This is a genomic window from Limnohabitans sp. (genome assembly GCF_040401495.1).
GTDB lineage: Bacteria > Pseudomonadota > Gammaproteobacteria > Burkholderiales > Burkholderiaceae_C > Limnohabitans.
The window spans coordinates 55699-75379 of the sequence record NZ_JBBAOI010000004.1; the positions used below are offsets into that span (position 1 = coordinate 55699).

A 19681-nucleotide genomic window follows, 5' to 3' on the forward strand; every position below is an offset into this window, starting at 1 on the left:
TGATCATGCGAAAAAATTTCCCTCTGCACATAGATGGCCGTCACCCTGATCGGGTGCTTGATGCGGTGAAACACGATGTACGCAAATACCTCAAACGTGAGCGCAGGCGAGATTTACCTGAAGGAGTCGATTTTTGGGACTTTGACTGCAAGTGCGGATTACAAGCCGCCGATGCTGAAGTGGTTCATGTGGCTGCTTTGGTTGCGGCCATTGACGCACTGGCCAAAGCACAGGCGACGTCTATTTACATTGAAATTCTTGCTAAGCACGGCAAGCGTGCCCCCAAGCCAGACCTCATCCCTTTGGTGGCTGAGCATCTTCAAGACCATTTACCCGAATAGGTGCTGCCTATGAGTCACTTGTTGCAAGGTTTAAGAATTGTTGTCACCCAAGCACAAGATTTCATGGGCCCTGCTTTATGCCAAGTGCTTTCTTCCCATGGAGCGACTGTGTTGGCCGACAGCAGAGAACTGAACCACCTGCATGCTCCGCGAGAACTGGTGCAAAGCCATGGGCATATCGATGTCTTGGTCGCCAATTTGGCGATGACTGCGCCCTCGACCTTGGCTACAGAGGTGCAAGACGCTGAATGGTCGCAGGTGTTTGATGTGATGGTTCACCCATTGCCTAGGTTGTTACGCGAGGTGGTGCCGCAAATGAAGGCACGTGGGCGGGGAAAATTCTTGGTCATGGGCAGTGCCAGTGCATTACGCGGCATGAAGCGATCATCAAGTTACAGCGCGGCACGTGGTGCTCAACTGGCTTGGGTGCAAGCCGTGGGTGTGGAGTTGGCCGCTTTGAATATCCAAGTCAATGCGATTGCACAAAATTTTGTGGAAAACCCTACCTACTTTCCACCAGAGGTTCAGGCCAATCCCCGGTTTGTAGAACGACTTCAACGTGAAGTCCCTTTAGGGCGTTTGGTCAAAGCAGAAGAAGACGCAGAATTTGCTGCTTATCTTTGCTCAGACAAAGCGAATTGCTTTGTTGGACAGGTGTTTCCCGTTTGTGGTGGTTGGGTTCAGCGCTGAATCAATTTTCCAAATCCAACAAACTGTTCACCAAGGCCGTGTGAAAGCGCTGAGGGTTTTGCATTTGAGGCGCATGTCCTAAATCGGGGAAGAGAACCAATTTTGCACCTGGAATGGCCTTGGCTGTTCGTCTTGCCAACTCGGGGTACAAACCCATTTGTGCTTTGATCTCTGCGGATACCAAGTCCTTGCCTATGGCAGTATTGTCTTTTTCGCCCATCATCAGCAATGTAGGAACTTTCAGTAAGGGGAACTCGTAGACCACGGGTTGATTGAAGATCATGTCGTAGAGCAGGGCTGAATGCCAAGCCACTGTTTGTTTGTCTGGTCCACGAAACATACCCGCAATCATTTGCACCCAAGGTTCGTACTCAGGTTTCCATTCATTCACGTAATAGGTACTGCGCTCATAGTTGCGAATACGCTCATCGGTGACTTGAAGTTCACGCTGGTACCACTGGTCAATGGTGAGACTTGGCACGCCCATGGCCTTCCAGTCTTCTAGGCCAATAGGGTTGACCATGACCAGTTGTTTGACCGACTGTGGAAACATCAGCGCATATCGTGTAGCCAGCATGCCACCTGTGGAGTGACCGATCACAGTGGCTTGGGACATCCCCAACGAGTTCAACAACGCATGGGTGTTATGGGCCAGCTGTTGAAAGCTGTATTGGTAAGCCGCAGGCTTGCTGGATTTGCAAAACCCAATTTGGTCGGGGACGATCACGCGAAAACCATATTTCTGCAATACCTCGTAGGTCGATTTCCAAGTGGCTGCGCAAAAGTTTTTTCCATGCAACAAAACAGCCACATGGCCATTGGGTTTTTCTGGTTTGATGTCCAAATAAGCCATGTGCATATCAAGTTGCTGCGATTTGAACGCAAACAGTTGCACGGGGGATGGGTAGTCAAACCCTTCTAGCATTGCTCCATAACTTTGTTCTTGGGCTTGGGTGCAGCCGCACCAAGCAAGGGCAAGAACAGCAAGCCAAGGGCTAAGCCATTTCATGGTTGAGAGACCAGTTTGTAAACTTTTCCTGTGTTACCAAACGGGCCCATGCCTTCATGTGTCAAGACATAAATTTCACCGTTTCGGTCTTCAGCCAAGCTGATGATGCGGCTTTCAATTTGAGCAACTTTCTCCAAAGGCCATTGCTTGTCAACTTGCATTTGAGGCGCGGCGATAAAGAGTTGCCCCGATGCTTGTTTGAAAGAGGCGCTCCAATCGGCCACCACGAGTTTGCCTTGTAGCAAGGGAATGGCTGGTCCGCGATACATACGCACACCGGTCAACGCAGTTCCTACACCCTTGGTGTTGAGTGAGGAGTCAGGGTGGTTGACCTGCATATTGGGGTACTCGACCACAGGCATTTGCAAAGGCTCTCCGCCAGCGCCTTGACGGGCGCACTGTGCAGGGGGTTTGCGCGGTTGCAAGCGGTCTACGCAATGCGAGGCCTCCATCAAAGGCCAACCGAAATTGCCAGGGCGCTTGACGCGGTATGCAGCTTCCCAAAGGGTTTCAGCAATGGCGGTCACATACAAGTCGCCACTGCCATTCTTATCGAATGCCATGCGGTAAGGGTTGCGAAACCCCCATGCCCAAATTTCAGACTTACCTTGCGAAGCATTTAAAGGGTTGCCATTGGGGATGGCATAACCTGGGTAGCCATGGTCCACATCGATGCGCAAAATTTTGCCGTACAAGCTATGTTTGTCTTGCGCCATCAGGTCCCAAATCAAACCATCGGCTGGCACATTGAAGGCTTCCCAAATCACCGATTTGCCAAAACCGTGGGAGGCGCCACTGTCGCCCATGCCAATGAACAACATGCCATCAGGCCCAAAAGCCAAACCACCGCCATTGTGTTTTCTGCTGGGCCAATCTTGCGCAATCAGTACGCGCTCGGTGTTGATATCAACAGGCGACACACTGCCCAGCTTGGTGGTGAACTCTGAAATTTTGCGGGTGTGGTTCCAACTTTGGGGTGCGCTGTCACGCAATGGCGCTGAATAGGAAATGAAAAAACGCCCGTTGCGGGCAAACTGCGGATGCAGCGCAAAACCTAAAAGACCACGCTCTTCAAAATCGTTTTGAAGCGTGAACATGCGGCTTCGCAAGTCTAAAAACGGCTCGGGCAACACTTTTCCGTCAGACGACATGACTTTGACCAAGCCATCTTGTTGAACCACCAGCATGCGACCGCTTCCATCGGGTAGCTCCTCCAAGTGGATAGGCGCTGTCAGGTCTTGGGCCAGCAACTGCAATTGCAACTTAGGGATTTGCGTTTGCGCACTCGCTGAAAAAAGCCCCGACAACGTTAAGAGAGACGCAAAAACTGCTAACGAAAATAAGCGATAAAACATCATGACAACAACATTCCTTTTGTTTCGATGAATTTCACCACATCTGCAAGGCCAGTTTGTGTTTTTAGGTTAGTCATGACAAAAGGCTTGACACCTTGGGGACTCGCTCGCATGCGTTCTGTGTCTGATTGCATGATGTCCAAGTTTGCGCCCACATGCGGCGCAAGGTCAGTTTTATTGATGATGAACAAATCGCTCTTGGTGATGCCTGGGCCACCTTTGCGGGGAATTTTTTCACCTGCTGCAACGTCAATCACATAAATGGTTAAGTCGCTGAGTTCTGGGCTGAAGGTGGCAGCTAAATTGTCGCCCCCACTTTCTACAAAAACAATGTCTGCATTTGGAAATTTTTCCAACATCCGATCGATGGCTTCTAAGTTGATAGAGGCATCTTCACGTATCGCTGTGTGCGGGCAACCGCCTGTTTCAACGCCCATGATCCGTTGCGCGGGAAGTGCTCCGCTGATGGTCAGCAGTCGTTGGTCTTCTTTGGTGTAGATGTCGTTCGTGATGGCGATGAGGTCGTAGTTGTCACGCATGGCTTTGCAAAGCATTTCAAGCAAAGTGGTTTTGCCCGAGCCAACGGGGCCCCCAATGCCCACGCGCAGGGGTGGAAGTTTTTTGCTGCGGTTAAGGATGTGGTGAAGCGGTGTGGTCATGATCTAAAGAGTCTTGAGTATTGGGTTTCGTGGCGCGCTGACAAAATGGCCAGTCGCGGGCTAAAGGCTTGGCGGTTTTCTGCAGTCATTTGCAAGGCGTGATCTACTGTTGAAGGTATCTCAGTGGCCAAAGACGCCAAGATGCGTTGACCGCTCAGTTGGCCCAAGGGTACTGCTTTGATGGCTGCTTGGACCATATTTTCCGCCCAACCAAAAGCGGCTGCCATCAAGCCTTGTCGGATGGGAATGCCATGCGTGGACAGAGCGAGGGCAAATGCCAAAGGCCACGTAGGGGGAAGGGCTTCACAGGTTTTCATACGCAAGGGTTCTGCGTCCACTTGGTTGCGCAACCAAATCAACAAAGAGCGTCCCATCTGTTCGGTTTGTAAGCGCATTTCAAAGGTTTCACGGGTTTGCATCACCCAGTCATTGAGTTGTTTCAACTGCAGTGCGTCGTGACGCTGCCAAGCAGGAATTGCATGGGCAATGACAGGCAACTCACTGCGCGACTGCACCAAATGCAAATGGTCAATCAGCCACGATTGTGCGGTTGCTTCGTCGTGTACCCATTGATGCGCAACCGCAGCTTCTATGCCTTCTGAGTAAGAAAAGCCACCCACGGGTAAAGCGGGCGAGGCCAGTTGCAACAAGCGCAATAAATAATGGGGGTCAGATTCCAATTAATGCCCGTGATCATGTTCATGGCCATCGCCGTGGTGGTGATGACCACCGCCATGCTCGCCATAAGCGCCGTTTTCTGGCTCAAAGCTGTCGTGAACCTCGTGCACGATCAAGTGCATGGACCGCAGCATATCGGCCAACACATGGTCGGGCTCAATTTTCAAGTGATCGGCCTGCAATTCAATGGGCACATGGCGGTTGCCCAAGTGGTAGGCGGCGCGGGTCAGGTCAAACGGTGTGCCATGTTCAGTGCAATGGGTGATGCGCAACACCGCTTGGGGCGCAGCCTGCACTTTCAAAAGGGAGCCGTCCTCCCCCACCAGCACATCACCGCCGCGCACCACCTGGCCGCGTTGCAAAAAAACACCCACTTGCCGACCCGCGCTGTCGGTGGACTCGAAGCGGCTTTTTTGCCGCACATCCCAGTCTAAGGTGATGGACGATGCACGTTTCAAGAGCACGGGTGCCAAGCCGTGGCCATGGCGAATGAGTTTGGAGAAATGGATCATGGTGTTCAGTGGTATCCCGCCTCACGCTGGTGTCGGATGGCCAGTACCAAAACCAAATCGCTGGCTTCATCGTATTCATAAAGCGCAACATACCCCGTTTTGCCACGGGAGATGATGAGTTCGCGAAAGTGGTGTTGCACCAGGCGGCCTATTTCAGGGTGTTGTTCCAAAATGGTCAATGCATTCAATATCAAATCGATGGTTTCAACGGCGTTCTCAGCTTGATGGGCGCGCAAAAAATCAACCAATTCTTCCAAGTCTTGTGCGGCGTCCTCGCTGACCAACCAACGCGTCATGCTTGCGCGGGTTTGATGGATCTGAGTTGAACGGGGACAGGTCGTTTGGTTTTTTCACCCCTGACTTTTGCTTTCAAGTACGCACTCAGTGCATCGCCATCAAAAGCTTCGCCAGACTTCAAAGTCTTTTTCTGCGCCACCAGGGCTTTTTGCATGAAGCTGCTTTGTTGGTCTGACTTGTTCAGGGCGGTTTCAATGGCCGAAACCATCAGTGCATGGGCGGTGACACCTTGGGCTTTGGCCAGTTTTTGCAATTTGGACTTGGTGGTATCAGGCAGTTTGACAGACAGGGTCGCCATGGCAGCACTCCGTTGATAAAGTGAATTGAAATACTACCACGGTAATACCTTGGACAAAATGTTCAAAACAAGAAATAGCGTTGCGCCATAGGCAGCACGCTGGCGGGCTCGCAGGTGAGCAGTTGCCCATCGGCCCGCACCGCGTAGGTTTGCGCGTCCACATCCATGTGCGGCGCATAGTCGTTGTGCAGCATGTGGCGTTTGCCAATGCCTCGGATGTTTTTCACCGCGCTCAAGGTTTTGTGCAGGCCGTAGCGTTCGCCAATGCCACCGGCCAACCCCGCTTGCGACACGAAGCTGAGTGAGCCCCGGTGCAATGCCCCGCCAAAGGCGCCAAACATGGGGCGGTAGTGCACCGGTTGCGGCGTGGGGATGGATGCATTGGGGTCGCCCATGGCGGCCATGGCGATGAAGCCGCCCTTCATGATGATGAAGGGCTTGACGCCAAAGAAAGCCGGCTTCCACAACACGATGTCGGCCCATTTGCCCACTTCGATGCTGCCCACCTCGTGGCCAATACCGTGGGCAATGGCGGGGTTGATGGCGAGCTTGGCCACATAGCGTTTGACGCGGCCGTTGTCGTGCCTATCGTTGTCGCCCACCAAGCCCTCAGGGCCAAAGGCGGGCAATTTGCCACGCTGTTGTTTCATTTTGTGCGCGGTCTGCCAGCAGCGCATGATGACTTCGCCCACGCGGCCCATGGCTTGCGAGTCGGATGAAAACATGCTGATCGCGCCGAGATCGTGCAAGATGTCTTCGGCAGCAATGGTTTCTTTGCGGATGCGGCTCTCGGCAAACGCCAAGTCTTCGGCGATGGAGGCATCCAAGTGGTGGCACACCATCAGCATGTCCACGTGTTCGTCCAGTGTGTTGATGGTGTAGGGGCGCGTGGGGTTGGTGGAGGAGGGCAGCACATTGGCCTCGCCCACCACTTTCAAAATATCTGGGGCGTGGCCACCGCCTGCGCCTTCGGTGTGGAAGGTGTGGATGGTGCGGCCCTTGAACGCGGCCACCGTGTCTTCCACAAAGCCCGACTCGTTGAGTGTGTCGGTGTGTATGGCCACTTGGGTGTCGGTGGCTTCGGCCACGTTCAAGCAGTTGTCAATCGCTGCAGGCGTGGTGCCCCAGTCTTCGTGCAACTTCAGGCCGATCGCTCCCGCGTTGATTTGCTCGGTCAATGAATCTGGCAACGAGGCATTGCCCTTGCCCAAAAAGCCCAGATTCATGGGAAAGGCATCCGCCGCTTGCAACATGCGCTCGATGTTCCAAGGCCCTGGGGTGCAGGTGGTGGCAAAAGTGCCAGTGGCCGGCCCCGTGCCGCCGCCGAGCATGGTGGTCACGCCACTGGCCAAGGCTTCCTCGATTTGCTGGGGCGCGATGAAGTGGATGTGGGTGTCGATGGCACCGGCGGTGACGATCATGCCTTCGCAGGAAATGATCTCCGTGCCCGGCCCGATGACGATGTCCACACCCGGTTGGGTATCGGGGTTGCCGGCTTTGCCAATGGCAGCGATGCGGGAGTTCTTGATGCCGATGTCGGCTTTGACAATGCCCCAGTGGTCGACGATGAGCGCGTTGGTCAACACACAGTCCACCGCACCACCGGCTTGGGCGCCTGTGCCCACAGGGCCATTGCGGGTGCGCTGGCTTTGCGCCATGCCGTCGCGTATGGTTTTGCCGCCACCAAACTTCACCTCTTCGCCATAGCTGCCAGCCCGCAAGGTGAAGTCTTGCTCGACTTCAATGACGAGGTCGGTGTCGGTCAAGCGCAGGCGGTCGCCCACGGTGGGACCAAACATTTCGGCATAGGCCCGTTTTTCTATTTGCGCCATCACGCGCCCCCTTTCAACGCGCCTTGCACCTCGCCGCGAAAACCATAGACCTCGCGTGTGCCTGCATAGTCCACCAATTCCACGGTGCGCTCTTGCCCAGGTTCAAAGCGCACGGCAGTGCCAGACGCAATGTTCAGGCGCATACCGCGGGCAGCAGCGCGGTCAAACAACAAGCCCGTATTGGTTTCGGCAAAGTGGTAATGCGAGCCCACTTGTATGGGGCGGTCACCGCTGTTCTTCACCACCAAGCTGTGGGTGCGCCTGCCGGTGTTGAGTTGGTGGTGACCAGGGTCGGTGAACAACTCACCTGGGATGAAGCGTTGGCTCATTTGCGGCCCGCCCACCACACGGCGGCCACCATCACCAGCACCGCAATAAAGCCCAAGGCATCGGTGGGGTGCCAATGCGACCCGCCCAAGCCATGTCCTTCATGGGCATGGGCAAAGCCGCTCAAGCTGGCCGCTGACAACAAAAAAAGCTTTTTCATGGGGATTGCCTCCAAGCAATGTTTTTTAGGGGGGTGATGTTGATCAAACAATCGGTTGGTGCACGGTCACCAGTTTGGTTCCGTCGGGGAAAGTGGCTTCGACTTGGATGTCGGGAATCATCTCGGCAATCCCGTCCATCACGTCGGCGCGAGTGAGCAGGGTGCGCCCTTCGCTCATGAGTTGGGCCACGGTCTTGCCGTCGCGTGCGCCTTCCATGACGGCAGCGCTGATGAAAGCCACGGCTTCGGGGTAGTTGAGTTTCAAGCCGCGGGCTTTGCGGCGCTCGGCCAGCAAACCGGCGGTGAAGATCAGTAGCTTGTCTTTTTCTCGGGGGGTGAGTTCCATGTCTGATTTTGAATAGTCAATTGATTAAGCCAATTATTGACGCAAATTCTGAACCAAGCCACAAGCAGATGAAAGCCTTTTTATTGCACCGTTGCTGTGCCTGAATTGTCAAGGCTTGCGCATTTTTGGTGCGCATCGTTGTTGGGTCTCTTGGCTTGCAATATGAAACCAATCATTTCGAAAAGAGTACCTAGGTACCATTTCGACTCAAGTTGATTCAAAAAATAATATCCATTTAAAGGGGTATGTACCCGTTACCAAGTAAGCGCTAAACGTTACATTGAAAAAAGTCAAAAACAAATTCTGCCGATACCGCTGGGATTTGTCAGGTGCAATAAAGCTCCATAGGCGTGCCAATGCCGTGGAGCTTTTTGTTTTCTGGTTGATTTACTTCCGCAGAAGTTTTGCGCTCGTATTCATCCTGGATCACTGGCTTTGTATTTATTCAACAAAGCAGTGTCTGTGTAAGTGCAATACCTTCTACTGGAGACTGTAAATGAGTAACAACGAATTGATACACGAAGATGTTCTTGGAGAGGAATACGAACACACACCCGTACCCATGAGTGCACGCAGAAGCACTTTTTCGGTAGCTACCGTGTGGGTTGGTTTTCCCATGATCATTACCGGTGCCATGACAGGCTCAATTCTGGTGGCTAACATGGGTTTCATGCGTGCTTTCTGGGCCATGTTGATTGGCAATGTCATGATGTTGGCCTACGTCGGATCACTCGGCGTTTTGGGTACAACCAGGGGGCTGAACTTTGCATTGCTGGCCTCCATCGTATTTGGCAAAAAAGGAGCGACCATTGCATCTGCTTTGTTATCAACGCTGTTATTGGGTTGGTATGCAGTGCAAACAGGCATCACTGGCAACCTGATTCACACGTCATTTGCGGTGGATTATTTGACAATGACTGTGATAGCCGGTTTGCTTTATCTGGGTATTACCTTTATTGGTATTCGAGGATTGCATTGGATAGGTTTGATTTCTGTGCCTTTGTTCGTGGTGCTGGGTGGCTGGGTGGCACTTGATGCTGCCTCGGTCTCTGGTTGGGATGCAGTCATTGCATATGCAGGCACAAAACCTGACGCCTCTATGGCATTTGGCATTGGCCTGACCATTGTGTTGGCCTTGTTCATTGATGCGGGAACGGTCACCCCTGACTTCAACCGTTGGGCGCAAGACACCAAAGGTTCATTGATTGCTACTTTCTCAGCATTTCCATTTGCCAATATGTTTGCCATGCTGGTTGGTGGTGTGATGACAGCTGCTCTGGCTTTGCCTGACCCTCAACCTTTTGGTAGCGACAATATGTTTGGCTACATGCTGGCGCAACATTCACCCTTGTTATCGGTGATCGCATTTGCTTTCCTGTTGTTTAATCTTGGCTCTGTTTGCTCACATTGCCTCTACAACTCAGCTGTTGGTTGGTCGCGTATATCCAATGGAAAGATGCGTATTGCAGCTGTTGCTCTCGCGGTAGTCGGTATCGTGATTGCTGCAGCCAATGTATGGGCGCTGTTTATTCCTTGGCTTTCATTGCTGGGCGTCGTGGTGCCACCAATTGGCGCGATTATTTTGGTGGATTTGTATCTGCTGCGTCCTGGTACTGAGGAGCATGAAGAGTGGCGAGTCACTGCATTGGTCGCCTGGGCTATAGGCTCTGCTATTGCATTGCTGGTTGAAAAAAATTACCCGCATCTGTCAACGGCCTTGTCTGCATTCATCGCAGGTGCAATTGCATACTGGGTGATCTCTAGCGGCACTGCAAAGTCTGACACCTGAAATTGAGGCAGTGCAAAGCTGCTACTAACCGACTCTTGTGTCCTCAACGCGTGGGGCACAAGAGTCACTTTTAGCTAAAACAGGTAATGGGGGAAATATGGACCACGAGATTTTTCAGCTGGGTAATGTTGTGTTGCAGCACGGGGCAACATTGCGCGACGCACATCTGGCTTACAAAACATACGGCAAACTAAATGCCGATAAAAGCAATGTGATTGTTTATCCAACTTGGTATTCAGGCCAGCACACTGATAACGAGTGGCTGATAGGCAAAGGCATGGCCTTGGACCCTGATCACTATTTCATCATCGTTCCCAATATGTTGGGAAATGGTTTGTCTTCGTCTCCCAGCAATATGCCTGAGCCTTACAACCTGTCACGATTTCCGTCTGTCACTTTGTATGACAACGTGATGTTGCAGCATCGACTGGTCACTGAAAAATTCGGTATCAAAAAAATCAAACTGGTTGTGGGCTGGTCTATGGGCGCGCAGCAAACCAATCAATGGGGCTGCTTGTTTCCCGATATGGTTGAACGTATCGCACCGTTTTGCGGGTCAGCCAAAACTGCGCCGCACAATTTTGTCTTTCTCGAAGGTGTTCGAGTGGCGCTGAGCGCAGACGCTGCTTGGAACAATGGTTGGTACAGCACACCGCCGAGCAAAGGTTTGCGGGCAGTAGGTCGGGTTTATGCAGGCTGGGGCTTGTCTCAGCCTTTTTATATGCAGGAACTGTGGCGCGGACTTGGCTTTTCTTCATTGGAAGATTTTTTGATTGGTTTCTGGGAAGGTTTTTTTCTGCGTCGTGACGCCAACAATTTATTAGCGATGCTGTGGACTTGGCAGCACGGTGACATCAGCGATAACCCGCTTTACAAAGGTGACTTTAAGAAAGCATTGGGCGCGATCAAAGCCAAAGCTGTGGTGATGCCAGGGGAGATGGATTTGTATTTCCCAGTGGTAGATAACGAGCATGAAGTCAAGCATATGCCAAACGCTGTGTGCATTCCTATCCCAGGTGTGTGGGGACATTTTGCGGGAGGCGGTGCCAACCCCGTAGATACAGCATTCATCGACCAGCAAATCAAAAAATTGCTTGCTTCATGAGGTAATGTGGCTTTATGGGATAGTTTTTTTCGAACTTTAAGAGAGAAAAATAATGGCAATGAAAAATGATATTTGCAGCATGGATGCCATCACTTTGGCCTCCATGGTTCGCAGCAAACAACTGTCACCTGTTGAAGTCGTTGACGCGCTTTTGCTTCGCATGGATGAGCTCGAACCACAGCTACATGCGTTTTGTACACCTACCCCTGAACTGGCTCGCAAGACGGCCAAAGATCAGGAGAAGCGGATCATGAATGGCGAAAAATTAGGCCCATTTGCAGGCGTCCCCTATGGCGTGAAAGATTTGATTTGTACCGCCGGCATTAAAACCGCCTCAGGATCCTGGGCCTACGCAGATTTCGTCCCTGAGGAGGATGACGTGGTGGTAGAGCGTATGCGAGATGCCGACGCCATCATCATGGGTAAAACCAATGTGCCTGAATTTGGTTATAGCGGTGTCGGTCACAACCCCGTATTTGAAGCATCACGTAACCCATGGAACACCGATATGACTCCTGGAGGGTCAAGTGCAGGTTCTGGGGCCGCGGTCGCCAGTGGTATGGTGCCCTTGGCGCTGGGCAGTGACGGCGGGGGTTCAGTGCGAATACCAAGCAGTTTTTGTGGCCTGTTCGGCATGAAGGCTTCAATGGGGCGTGTTCCTTTGTACCCCGGCGTCAAAGACGAGCGTTATCCGGGCGTATCGAGTTGGGAGGCGTTGGAACATATTGGCCCAATGAGCAGAACGGTTGCTGACAGTGCATTGATGTTGTCTGTCATCGCTGGTCCGGATGATCGTGATAACCGTACCTTACCGTATGAAAAAGATTTTGATTGGATGAAATCACTTCAAGGCGATCTCAAAGGTTTGCGAGTGGGCTTCAGCCCCGATTGGGGTTACGCAGCGGTTGATCCTCAGGTCGCACAAATTGTTGCTGATGCAGTTAAAGTGTTTGAGCGCGACCTGGGCTGTATCGTTGAAGAAGCGAGCCCGGGCTGGGATAACCCGTTCGATGCCTTTTGGGGCATGGTGGTTCGCGAGACCGATTTGAAAGGCATGCGGGCCATGGCTCGCAAACTTGGTGACAAGATGTCGCCTCACTTGGCCGCATTGCTGTCCACCCAATTCACTGACGAACAGTTGACCGACGCCATGGTGATGCGAAAGCATGTCAATAACAAGATGTGGCGCATGATGCGTAAGTACGATTTGCTGCTTACGCCAACGCTGGCTGTGCCTCCCTTTGAGGTCGGTATTCAGGGACCTACCAGTATCAACGGGCGTGAAGTGCAAAACACCGAGTGGCTGCATTTCACCTTTCCCATGAATATGACTGGTCAACCTGCCGCAACCGTACCAGCAGGCTGGACGCGGGAAGGTTTGCCCGTGGGATTGCAAATCAGCGGTAAGCATCTTGGCGATGCCTTGGTTTTACGAGCATCCGCTGCCTTTGAAGCTGCCCAACCTTGGCGACACCGTTGGCCAGACATGGTCAGCAAACTGTAAAAGACCTCTAGGGTAAATACTACTTTCGGGAATAGAAACCGGATTTAATATCAAGCCACTATCAATTTCGAAAAACCGTCAAGAAAGCCGGTTTCTTGAAGGAGCAAAAAAGCCCCATAACGCGATGCGCGCGTATGGGGCTTTTTGCGTTTTGGGCGTTAGTTTACTTTGTGGAATATTGTTTAAGGAGTCAACATGAGTTTGTCATCACGTCGTCGGTTCATACAAAAAGGCAGCACCTTGGTTGCTGCCACCGCCCTACCGGGCGCCGCACTTTGGCCAGGGTTGAGTCAGGCAGCCGATGAGGTCAAATTGGGCTTGTTGCACTCAATGTCAGGAACCATCGCCTTGGCTGAGGCTGCCATTGTGGACGCAGAAAAAATGGCCATTGATGAGATCAATGCAGCAGGTGGCGTACTCGGTAAAAAAATTGTTCCTGTGCTTGAAGATGGAGCCAGTGATTGGCCAACATTTGCTGAAAAAGCCAAAAAATTATTGCAACAGGACAAAGTCCCCGCTGTGATTGGTTGCTACACATCTGCATCACGCAAAGCGGTTTTGCCTGTGTTCAAGGCCAACAAGGGTTTGTTGTACTACCCAACCTACTATGAAGGTCAGGAAGAAGATCCACAGGTCATCTATACCTCTCAGGAAGCAACACAATCTGTTGTTGCTGCCATGGAGTGGATGGCTAAGCAGCAGGGCAAAACCTTCTTTTTTGTTGGCTCTGATTACATTTATCCACGTACTTGCAACAAAATCGCCAAAGCAACTGCTACACGTCTGGGTTCAAGTGTGGTTGGCGAAGAATATGCGCCATTGGGACATACCGAGTTCTCTTCCATCATCAACAAAATCAAGGCAGCCAAACCTGACTGGATTTATTCAACCGTGGTGGGCGGATCTAACGTTGCCTTCTACAAGCAGTTAAAGGCCGCTGGCCTTGATGGCACCAAGCAAAAGCTGTTGTCTACTGTGGTGTCCGAAAATGAGATCGATGGCATTGGCAAGGACAATGCAGTGGGCTATTACGCATGTATGGGATATTTCCAAAGCATCAAGTCGCCTGAAAATGAAAAATTTGTGGCGGCCATCAAAGCCAAATACGGCAAAGACCGTGTGGTGGGTGACCCTATGGAATGCGGCTACAACGCTGTGTATTTGTGGAAGCTGGCTGTAGAAAAAGCCAAGTCATTTGATGTGGCTAAGGTAATTGCTGCTTCTTCAGAAGTTGAGTTCAAAGCGCCTGAAGGTCTGGTGAGGATTCACAAAACCAATCACCACGTGTGGAAAAAAGTCCGAATTGGACGCGCACGTGCAGACGGGCAGTTTGACATCGTTCATGAAAGTCAACTGACTGAACCTAACCCCTTCCCCAAACTGTAATTTTTTGAAGTGAAGCATTCGGATGGCCTGCCGTGTAAGCGGCAGGCTGCCGAGGAGAGTTTCTGTGAGTCTTGAAATATTTTGGATGCAACTTTTCAGTGGCGTCAGCTATACAGCAATTTTGCTGCTGATGTCTTTGGGGTTGGCCATCGTTTTTGGTTTGATGGGTGTCATCAATATGGCCCATGGAGAGTTGATGGCTTTGGGAGCCTACGTGACTTTCATGGTTGCCAATGTATTTTTAAAAGTTTTTCCTGATTCGGTTGACACTTATATTTTGTTTGCGATACCTATCGCATTTTTAGTGACGTTCTTATTTGGTATGTTTCTAGAGTGGTCGGTGGTTCGCTGGTTTTACAACCGTCCATTGGATACTTTGCTTGCCACTTGGGGTTTAAGTTTGATATTGCAACAAACTTACCGCACCGTATTCGGGCCGCAAGAGGTCACCATACCGCTTGCCTCGTGGTTGGATGGTGCCATCGAACCATTTACCGGCGTACAACTGCCCTTGAATCGAATATTTATTATTGTCCTTACGTTGCTTGTAGCGGGCGTTGTGTACTTGCTGTTCTTTAAAACCCGCATGGGTTTAAAAGTTCGCGCTATTACACAAAATCGCGCTATTGCTGAAACGGTTGGCATCAATACTCGGCAAGTCGATATGTATACCTTTGCGCTTGGCAGTGGATTGGCTGGAATTGCTGGTAGCGTGTTCACGATGATCGGTTCTACCAATCCAGGGACTGGACAGTTGTATATCGTGGATACCTTCATTGTGGTTGTTTTTGGTGGCGTTGCCAGCATCATGGGTACAGCGTTATCAAGCTTCATCATTGCGCAGCTGCAAACTACTTTTGAATTCATGACGACCAGCTCATATGCCAAGGTACTGTTAATGCTGATCGTGGTGGTGATTCTTTACTACCGTCCGAATGGCCTTTTTTCTCCCAAAGTGAGAAGTTGATATGCCAAACGATTTTTTACGTAAAAGTTGGTGGGTAAATTTCACCATCATTTTCGGCCTGCTTTTGTTGTTGCCGCTTGTGTCGCCTGAATTCAGAGTTCCCCTGTACGGTAAGTACCTGTCATTTGCCTTTGTTGCATTGGGGATTGTGCTCAGTTGGGGCTATTGCGGCATACTCAGTTTGGGTCAAGGTATCTTCTTCGGAATTGGCGCGTATTCATTGGCTATGTTTTTGAAGCTCGAGGCTTCCAGCCCTGAACTTCCAGACTTCATGGTTTGGAGCAGCGTTGAGCAATTGCCTTTGGCCTGGTTGCCATTTCAAAGCTTCAGTTTTACTTTACTCTGCATATTTGTTTTGCCTGTATTGGTGGCATTTCCATTTACTTATTTGATTTTTAAAAAGCGCGTCAGCGGTGTGTATTTTGCAATCTTGACTCTTGCGTTGTCTCTGACCTTGACCGTATTGATCATTGGCAGTCAAGGCGGCACAGGCGGCGCCAATGGCATCACAGATTTCAGTACCTTGCTCGGTTGGGATGTGGCTTCGGATGAAGCACGAACGCGCTTGTTTTACATGATGTTGGGATTGCTGGCAGTATGTACGGCGGTGGTGCAATACCTTGTTTCTTCCCGTTATGGAAAAGTTTTGATAGCGATCAGGGACAGAGAAGACCGTGTTCGGTTTTCCGGCTATGACACCGCTTGGATCAAAGCCGCCACTTTGTCAGTATCTTGTGTGCTTGCTTCCATAGGCGGAGCGATGTTTGTCTTGTTCACCGGATTGATCACGCCCCAACTGGTAGGAGCAGTCGCCTCTGTTGAAATGATTGTTTATGCTGCATTTGGTGGTCGTACATCCGTTCTAGGCGCGGTGTTTGCTGCGTTTTCCATTGGTTGGCTTAAGTCTGCTTTGTCAGAGGAATTCCCACAGGGTTGGTTATTTTTTCTGGGTGGATTGTTCTTACTCGTCACTGCGGTGCTACCTCAAGGCATGGCAGGTTTACTTGGAATGTTTAAAGTCCGACCCAAAGCCGCAGGTGACCGTCTATGAGCGGACAGTCGTTGCTAGAGGTGCGTGATTTAGTGGTCAGTTTCGGTGGCTTTGTGGCCATTGACCATGTCAATTTGACGGTACAAAAGGGTGAGATCCGCTGCGTCATTGGCCCCAATGGTGCCGGAAAAACCACACTGCTGGACGCCGTTTGCGGCAAGACAGCTGCGACTCAGGGAAGTATTTATTTCGAAGGTATTCGAATTGACGGCGAAAGTGAATTCAAGCGTACCCGTATGGGCATGGGCAGAAAATTTCAGACTCCCTCTGTTTACGATGATTTAACGGTTTATCAAAATATTCAAATTTCTGTACCCAAGGGGCAGAGCATGTTGTCTGCCATCTTCAACAGAGATGATCAGTTCAATCAAGAAATTATTGATGTTGCTGAGATCACTAACTTGGTCAACAAGCTCGATGTTCAAGCCGGTACCCTTAGTCATGGGCAGAAACAATGGTTGGAGATAGCCATGTTGCTGGTCCAGCATCCGAAATTGCTATTGCTGGATGAACCCGTGGCAGGCATGAGTTTGAAGGAGCGTGATCAAACAGTTGATTTGATTCAGCGTATTTCCGTTATTCAGGCCATCGTCGTGATTGAGCATGACATGGATTTTGTCAAGAAGCTTTCGGGCAATGTCACGGTTTTGCACCAGGGTGCAATTTTGTGTGAAGGTTCGATTGAGCAAGTTCAGGCAGATCCCCGTGTGCGTGAAGTTTATTTAGGTGATTAGGGAATGACCTTGCTACACACTACTGACTTGATGGCCGGCTATGGGCAAAGCATTGTTTTGCACGGTGTGTCATTCGATATGAAGGCGCATGAGGCCGTTGCCGTGATTGGAAAAAACGGCATGTCCAAGTCTACTTTTTTCAAAACCTTGGTCGGTTTGTTGCCAGTTCATTCCGGTCGTATCGAGTTCATGGGCGAGGACATTACCCGTATGCCTGTTTTTGAGCGGGCTCGAATGGGAATGGGTTATGTGCCGCAAGGACGGTTGTTGTTCAGTCAGTTAACGGTGGAAGAAAACTTGTTGACGTCCCTCAATACCGGACGACTTAAAAAAATTCCTGACCTTGTTTATGAACTTTTTCCTGTTCTTTCTCAGATGAAAGCTCGCAAAGCGGGTAATTTATCTGGAGGACAACAACAAATGGTTGCGATTGGCAGAGCCCTGACGGCTGGTCCTAGTCTGTTGATCCTTGATGAGCCAACAGAGGGAATTCAACCATCCATCATCAAAGAAATTGCGGCTGCATTGGTTAAGTTGCAAAAGGCAACCGATTGCACTGTTCTGTTGTCAGAGCAGGTGTTGAGTTTTGCTGTCAGTGTGGCTGACCGCTTGGTGGTTTTGGAGCGCGGGGCGGTTGTACATACCTGCGGCAAGGGGGCAGAGGACGTTGATGCCGTTAAGGCATTTTTGACAATTTAACTATTCACAGGAGAACTCAAATGAGACATGGTGATATTTCAAGCAGCAAGGACTGCGTTGGCGTTGCAGTTGTTAACTACAAAATGCCCCGCTTGCACACCAAGGCCGAGGTGTTAGACAACGCTCGCAAGATCGGTGACATGCTGATCGGTATGAAGCAAGGTTTGCCTGGCATGGACTTGGTGATCTTTCCCGAATACTCTACCCACGGCATCATGTATGACTCTAAGGAGATGTACGACACAGCCGCAACGGTGCCAGGTGAAGAAACTGAAATCTTTGCGGCGGCTTGCCGCAAGGCCAAGGTTTGGGGGGTTTTCTCTTTGACTGGAGAGCGCCATGAAGAGCATCCCAAAAAAGCGCCTTACAACACATTGATTTTGATGAACGACAAAGGTGAGATCGTGCAGAAATACCGCAAGATCATGCCTTGGGTACCTATCGAAGGTTGGTATCCTGGCGATTGCACGTATGTGTCTGACGGCCCCAAGGGCATGAAGATCAGTCTCATCATTTGTGATGATGGCAACTATCCTGAAATCTGGCGTGATTGCGCCATGCGCGGCGCTGAATTGATTGTGCGCTGCCAAGGTTATATGTACCCAGCCAAAGATCAGCAGGTGATTGTTGCCAAGGCCATGGCCTGGATGAACAATTGTTATGTTGCTGTTGCCAATGCCTCTGGCTTTGATGGTGTCTATTCCTATTTTGGTCACTCAGCCATAGTTGGCTTTGATGGCCGAACACTTGGCGAATGCGGTGAAGAAGATATGGGTATTCAGTATGCTGAACTCTCTGTCAGTTTGATTCGTGATGCAAGACGCACCATGCAATCACAAAACCATTTGTACAAGCTATTACACCGTGGATACACTGGAAAAATAAATTCTGGAGAAGATGCCAACGGTGTGGCGGCGTGTCCTTTTGAGTTCTACTCCAAATGGATTAACGATCCAGAAGGCACTCGAAAAATGGTTGAATCCATCACACGATCTACACCTGGAACAGACGAGGCACCGATTGAGGGTATTCCCAATCAATCTACCAAGCATCGTTGATACTCCTCCCACCCTGACACCTCGATTTGCCATTCCTGCAAACGGGGTGTCTTTGTTTGTTTCATCAGAAAACCTTGTGATTGCCCATTGACTATTTCATACCATCCGCTAGGTGACGAAGAGCTGGTTTTTCGACAGGCTTTTAACCATCATCTGCCCTTACTCATCAAAGGTCCAACCGGTTGCGGGAAGACGCGGTTTGTCGAGTACATGGCGCAAGAGTTGAAGTTGCCAATGTGGACAGTCGCCTGTAATGAAGACACCAGTGCCAGTGATCTGGTGGGCAGGTATATCCTTAAAGGCAATGAAACGCCTTGGATTGATGGCCCGCTGACGCAGGCTGTCAGACAAGGTGGCATTTGTTATCTCGATGAAGTGATTGAGGCGCGGCAAGAAGCGCTGGTGGTGTTAAATGCTTTGGCTGATCATCGTCGTCAATTGTTCATCGACAAGACCAATGAAGTCTTACTTGCGCCTGCCCATTTCATGTTGGTGGTGTCCTACAACCCTGGGTACCAAAGTGTGATGCGAGATTTAAAAGAATCAATCAAACAGCGGTTTGTGGCGGTGCGGTTCAATTACCCTGCCATTGAACTTGAGCAACACATCATTGCCAGTGAGTCTGGTTGTACTTCGACGCTTGCCAGAGCGCTAGCAAACTTTGGCGCGAGCTCACGCAAAATGGCTGGGAGCGGATTATTTGAAGGTGTGTCAACGCGTATGTTGATTCATGCTGCTAAGTTGATGTCCCAAGATGCAGGACGACAAAACCTGTTGGAAGCGGCATTGATTGACCCCGTCACTGATGAACCCACCATCAGAGCAAGCTTGCTGGCTTTGCTGCCTTTGGTTATAGCCGCAGTTCACATGTGAAAGCGCATCCG

22 protein-coding genes and 1 pseudogene are annotated in these 19681 nt (G+C 50.8%); 12 read left to right on the top strand and 11 right to left on the bottom strand.

The features are described 5' to 3' along the window. The first annotated feature begins 5 nt into the window (after window positions 1-5). The gene (locus tag AC9UEO_RS04335; RefSeq protein ID WP_509530355.1) at window positions 6-341 is read left to right on the top strand and encodes a DUF6172 family protein; all 336 of its coding nucleotides are present in this window, start codon (window positions 6-8) and stop codon (window positions 339-341) included. Between the two features lie 9 nt (window positions 342-350). Then, entirely contained in the window at window positions 351-1031 is a 681-nt protein-coding gene (locus AC9UEO_RS04340) for an SDR family oxidoreductase (RefSeq protein ID WP_509530357.1), read from the top strand. A 1-nt stretch (window position 1032) separates the two neighbouring features. Here AC9UEO_RS04340 and AC9UEO_RS04345 read toward each other — a convergent pair whose 3' ends face one another. From AC9UEO_RS04345 to ureA, 11 genes and pseudogenes are all read right to left on the bottom strand, one after another. Continuing rightward, entirely contained in the window at window positions 1033-2040 is a 1008-nt protein-coding gene (locus tag AC9UEO_RS04345; protein ID WP_509530359.1) for an alpha/beta fold hydrolase, read from the bottom strand. Continuing rightward, entirely contained in the window at window positions 2037-3398 is a 1362-nt protein-coding gene (locus AC9UEO_RS04350; RefSeq protein ID WP_509530361.1) for a PQQ-dependent sugar dehydrogenase, read from the bottom strand. Before AC9UEO_RS04350 ends, AC9UEO_RS04345 begins: the two co-directional genes overlap by 4 nt. Then, entirely contained in the window at window positions 3395-4054 is a 660-nt protein-coding gene (gene ureG, locus AC9UEO_RS04355; RefSeq protein WP_509530363.1) for an urease accessory protein UreG, read from the bottom strand. The genes AC9UEO_RS04350 and ureG overlap by 4 nt, the downstream gene beginning before the upstream one ends. Then, the gene (locus tag AC9UEO_RS04360; RefSeq protein ID WP_509530366.1) at window positions 4051-4734 is read right to left on the bottom strand and encodes an urease accessory protein UreF; all 684 of its coding nucleotides are present in this window, start codon (window positions 4732-4734) and stop codon (window positions 4051-4053) included. The genes ureG and AC9UEO_RS04360 overlap by 4 nt, the downstream gene beginning before the upstream one ends. Before the next feature lie 3 nt (window positions 4735-4737). Then, window positions 4738-5244 (bottom strand): annotated as a pseudogene (gene ureE, locus AC9UEO_RS04365) (urease accessory protein UreE); the annotation flags it as partial. Window positions 5245-5249: 5 nt separating this feature from the next. Continuing rightward, window positions 5250-5540 carry a type II toxin-antitoxin system RelE/ParE family toxin gene (locus tag AC9UEO_RS04370; protein WP_509530368.1) on the bottom strand — a complete coding sequence of 97 codons (291 nt, stop codon included), beginning with the start codon at window positions 5538-5540 and terminating at the stop codon, window positions 5250-5252. Continuing rightward, entirely contained in the window at window positions 5537-5839 is a 303-nt protein-coding gene (locus AC9UEO_RS04375) for a CopG family ribbon-helix-helix protein (RefSeq protein ID WP_509530371.1), read from the bottom strand. Before AC9UEO_RS04375 ends, AC9UEO_RS04370 begins: the two co-directional genes overlap by 4 nt. A gap of 62 nt (window positions 5840-5901) precedes the next feature. Further along, the gene (gene ureC, locus AC9UEO_RS04380; protein ID WP_509530374.1) at window positions 5902-7671 is read right to left on the bottom strand and encodes an urease subunit alpha; all 1770 of its coding nucleotides are present in this window, start codon (window positions 7669-7671) and stop codon (window positions 5902-5904) included. Then, window positions 7671-8000: an urease subunit beta gene (locus AC9UEO_RS04385; protein WP_509530377.1), complete on the bottom strand. Its 330-nt coding sequence runs from the start codon at window positions 7998-8000 to the stop codon at window positions 7671-7673. The genes ureC and AC9UEO_RS04385 overlap by 1 nt, the downstream gene beginning before the upstream one ends. Further along, window positions 7997-8158 carry a hypothetical protein gene (locus tag AC9UEO_RS04390; RefSeq protein WP_509530380.1) on the bottom strand — a complete coding sequence of 54 codons (162 nt, stop codon included), beginning with the start codon at window positions 8156-8158 and terminating at the stop codon, window positions 7997-7999. The genes AC9UEO_RS04385 and AC9UEO_RS04390 overlap by 4 nt, the downstream gene beginning before the upstream one ends. 43 nt (window positions 8159-8201) lie before the next feature. Then, window positions 8202-8504, bottom strand: coding sequence for an urease subunit gamma (gene ureA, locus AC9UEO_RS04395; protein ID WP_482797324.1), 303 nt, complete (start codon window positions 8502-8504; stop codon window positions 8202-8204). 496 nt (window positions 8505-9000) lie between these two features. On the opposite strand from ureA, the gene AC9UEO_RS04400 reads away from it, so the two are divergent. The 10 genes from AC9UEO_RS04400 (at window position 9001) to AC9UEO_RS04445 (ending at window position 19670) form a co-directional block, all read left to right on the top strand. Then, window positions 9001-10293 carry a purine-cytosine permease family protein gene (locus AC9UEO_RS04400; protein ID WP_509530382.1) on the top strand — a complete coding sequence of 431 codons (1293 nt, stop codon included), beginning with the start codon at window positions 9001-9003 and terminating at the stop codon, window positions 10291-10293. Window positions 10294-10390: 97 nt separating this feature from the next. Continuing rightward, on the top strand, window positions 10391-11398 hold the full coding sequence (locus tag AC9UEO_RS04405; RefSeq protein WP_509530385.1) for an alpha/beta fold hydrolase: 1008 nt from the start codon (window positions 10391-10393) through the stop codon (window positions 11396-11398). 52 nt (window positions 11399-11450) lie between these two features. Next, entirely contained in the window at window positions 11451-12902 is a 1452-nt protein-coding gene (locus AC9UEO_RS04410; protein ID WP_509530387.1) for an amidase, read from the top strand. 195 nt (window positions 12903-13097) lie between these two features. Then, the gene (urtA, locus tag AC9UEO_RS04415) at window positions 13098-14288 is read left to right on the top strand and encodes an urea ABC transporter substrate-binding protein (protein WP_509530390.1); all 1191 of its coding nucleotides are present in this window, start codon (window positions 13098-13100) and stop codon (window positions 14286-14288) included. A 64-nt stretch (window positions 14289-14352) separates the two neighbouring features. After that, a complete protein-coding gene (urtB, locus tag AC9UEO_RS04420; RefSeq protein WP_509530393.1) occupies window positions 14353-15255 on the top strand; it encodes an urea ABC transporter permease subunit UrtB in 903 nt (300 codons plus the stop codon). A gap of 1 nt (window position 15256) precedes the next feature. Further along, window positions 15257-16306: an urea ABC transporter permease subunit UrtC gene (gene urtC / locus AC9UEO_RS04425; RefSeq protein ID WP_509530395.1), complete on the top strand. Its 1050-nt coding sequence runs from the start codon at window positions 15257-15259 to the stop codon at window positions 16304-16306. After that, the gene (gene urtD / locus AC9UEO_RS04430; RefSeq protein WP_509530397.1) at window positions 16303-17040 is read left to right on the top strand and encodes an urea ABC transporter ATP-binding protein UrtD; all 738 of its coding nucleotides are present in this window, start codon (window positions 16303-16305) and stop codon (window positions 17038-17040) included. The genes urtC and urtD overlap by 4 nt, the downstream gene beginning before the upstream one ends. A gap of 9 nt (window positions 17041-17049) precedes the next feature. Next, a complete protein-coding gene (urtE, locus tag AC9UEO_RS04435) occupies window positions 17050-17739 on the top strand; it encodes an urea ABC transporter ATP-binding subunit UrtE (RefSeq protein ID WP_509530646.1) in 690 nt (229 codons plus the stop codon). A gap of 20 nt (window positions 17740-17759) precedes the next feature. Beyond that, window positions 17760-18797 carry an aliphatic amidase gene (locus AC9UEO_RS04440; protein ID WP_509530400.1) on the top strand — a complete coding sequence of 346 codons (1038 nt, stop codon included), beginning with the start codon at window positions 17760-17762 and terminating at the stop codon, window positions 18795-18797. Between the two features lie 87 nt (window positions 18798-18884). Continuing rightward, window positions 18885-19670 carry a CbbQ/NirQ/NorQ/GpvN family protein gene (locus AC9UEO_RS04445; RefSeq protein ID WP_509530402.1) on the top strand — a complete coding sequence of 262 codons (786 nt, stop codon included), beginning with the start codon at window positions 18885-18887 and terminating at the stop codon, window positions 19668-19670. The last annotated feature ends 11 nt before the right edge of the window (window positions 19671-19681 follow it).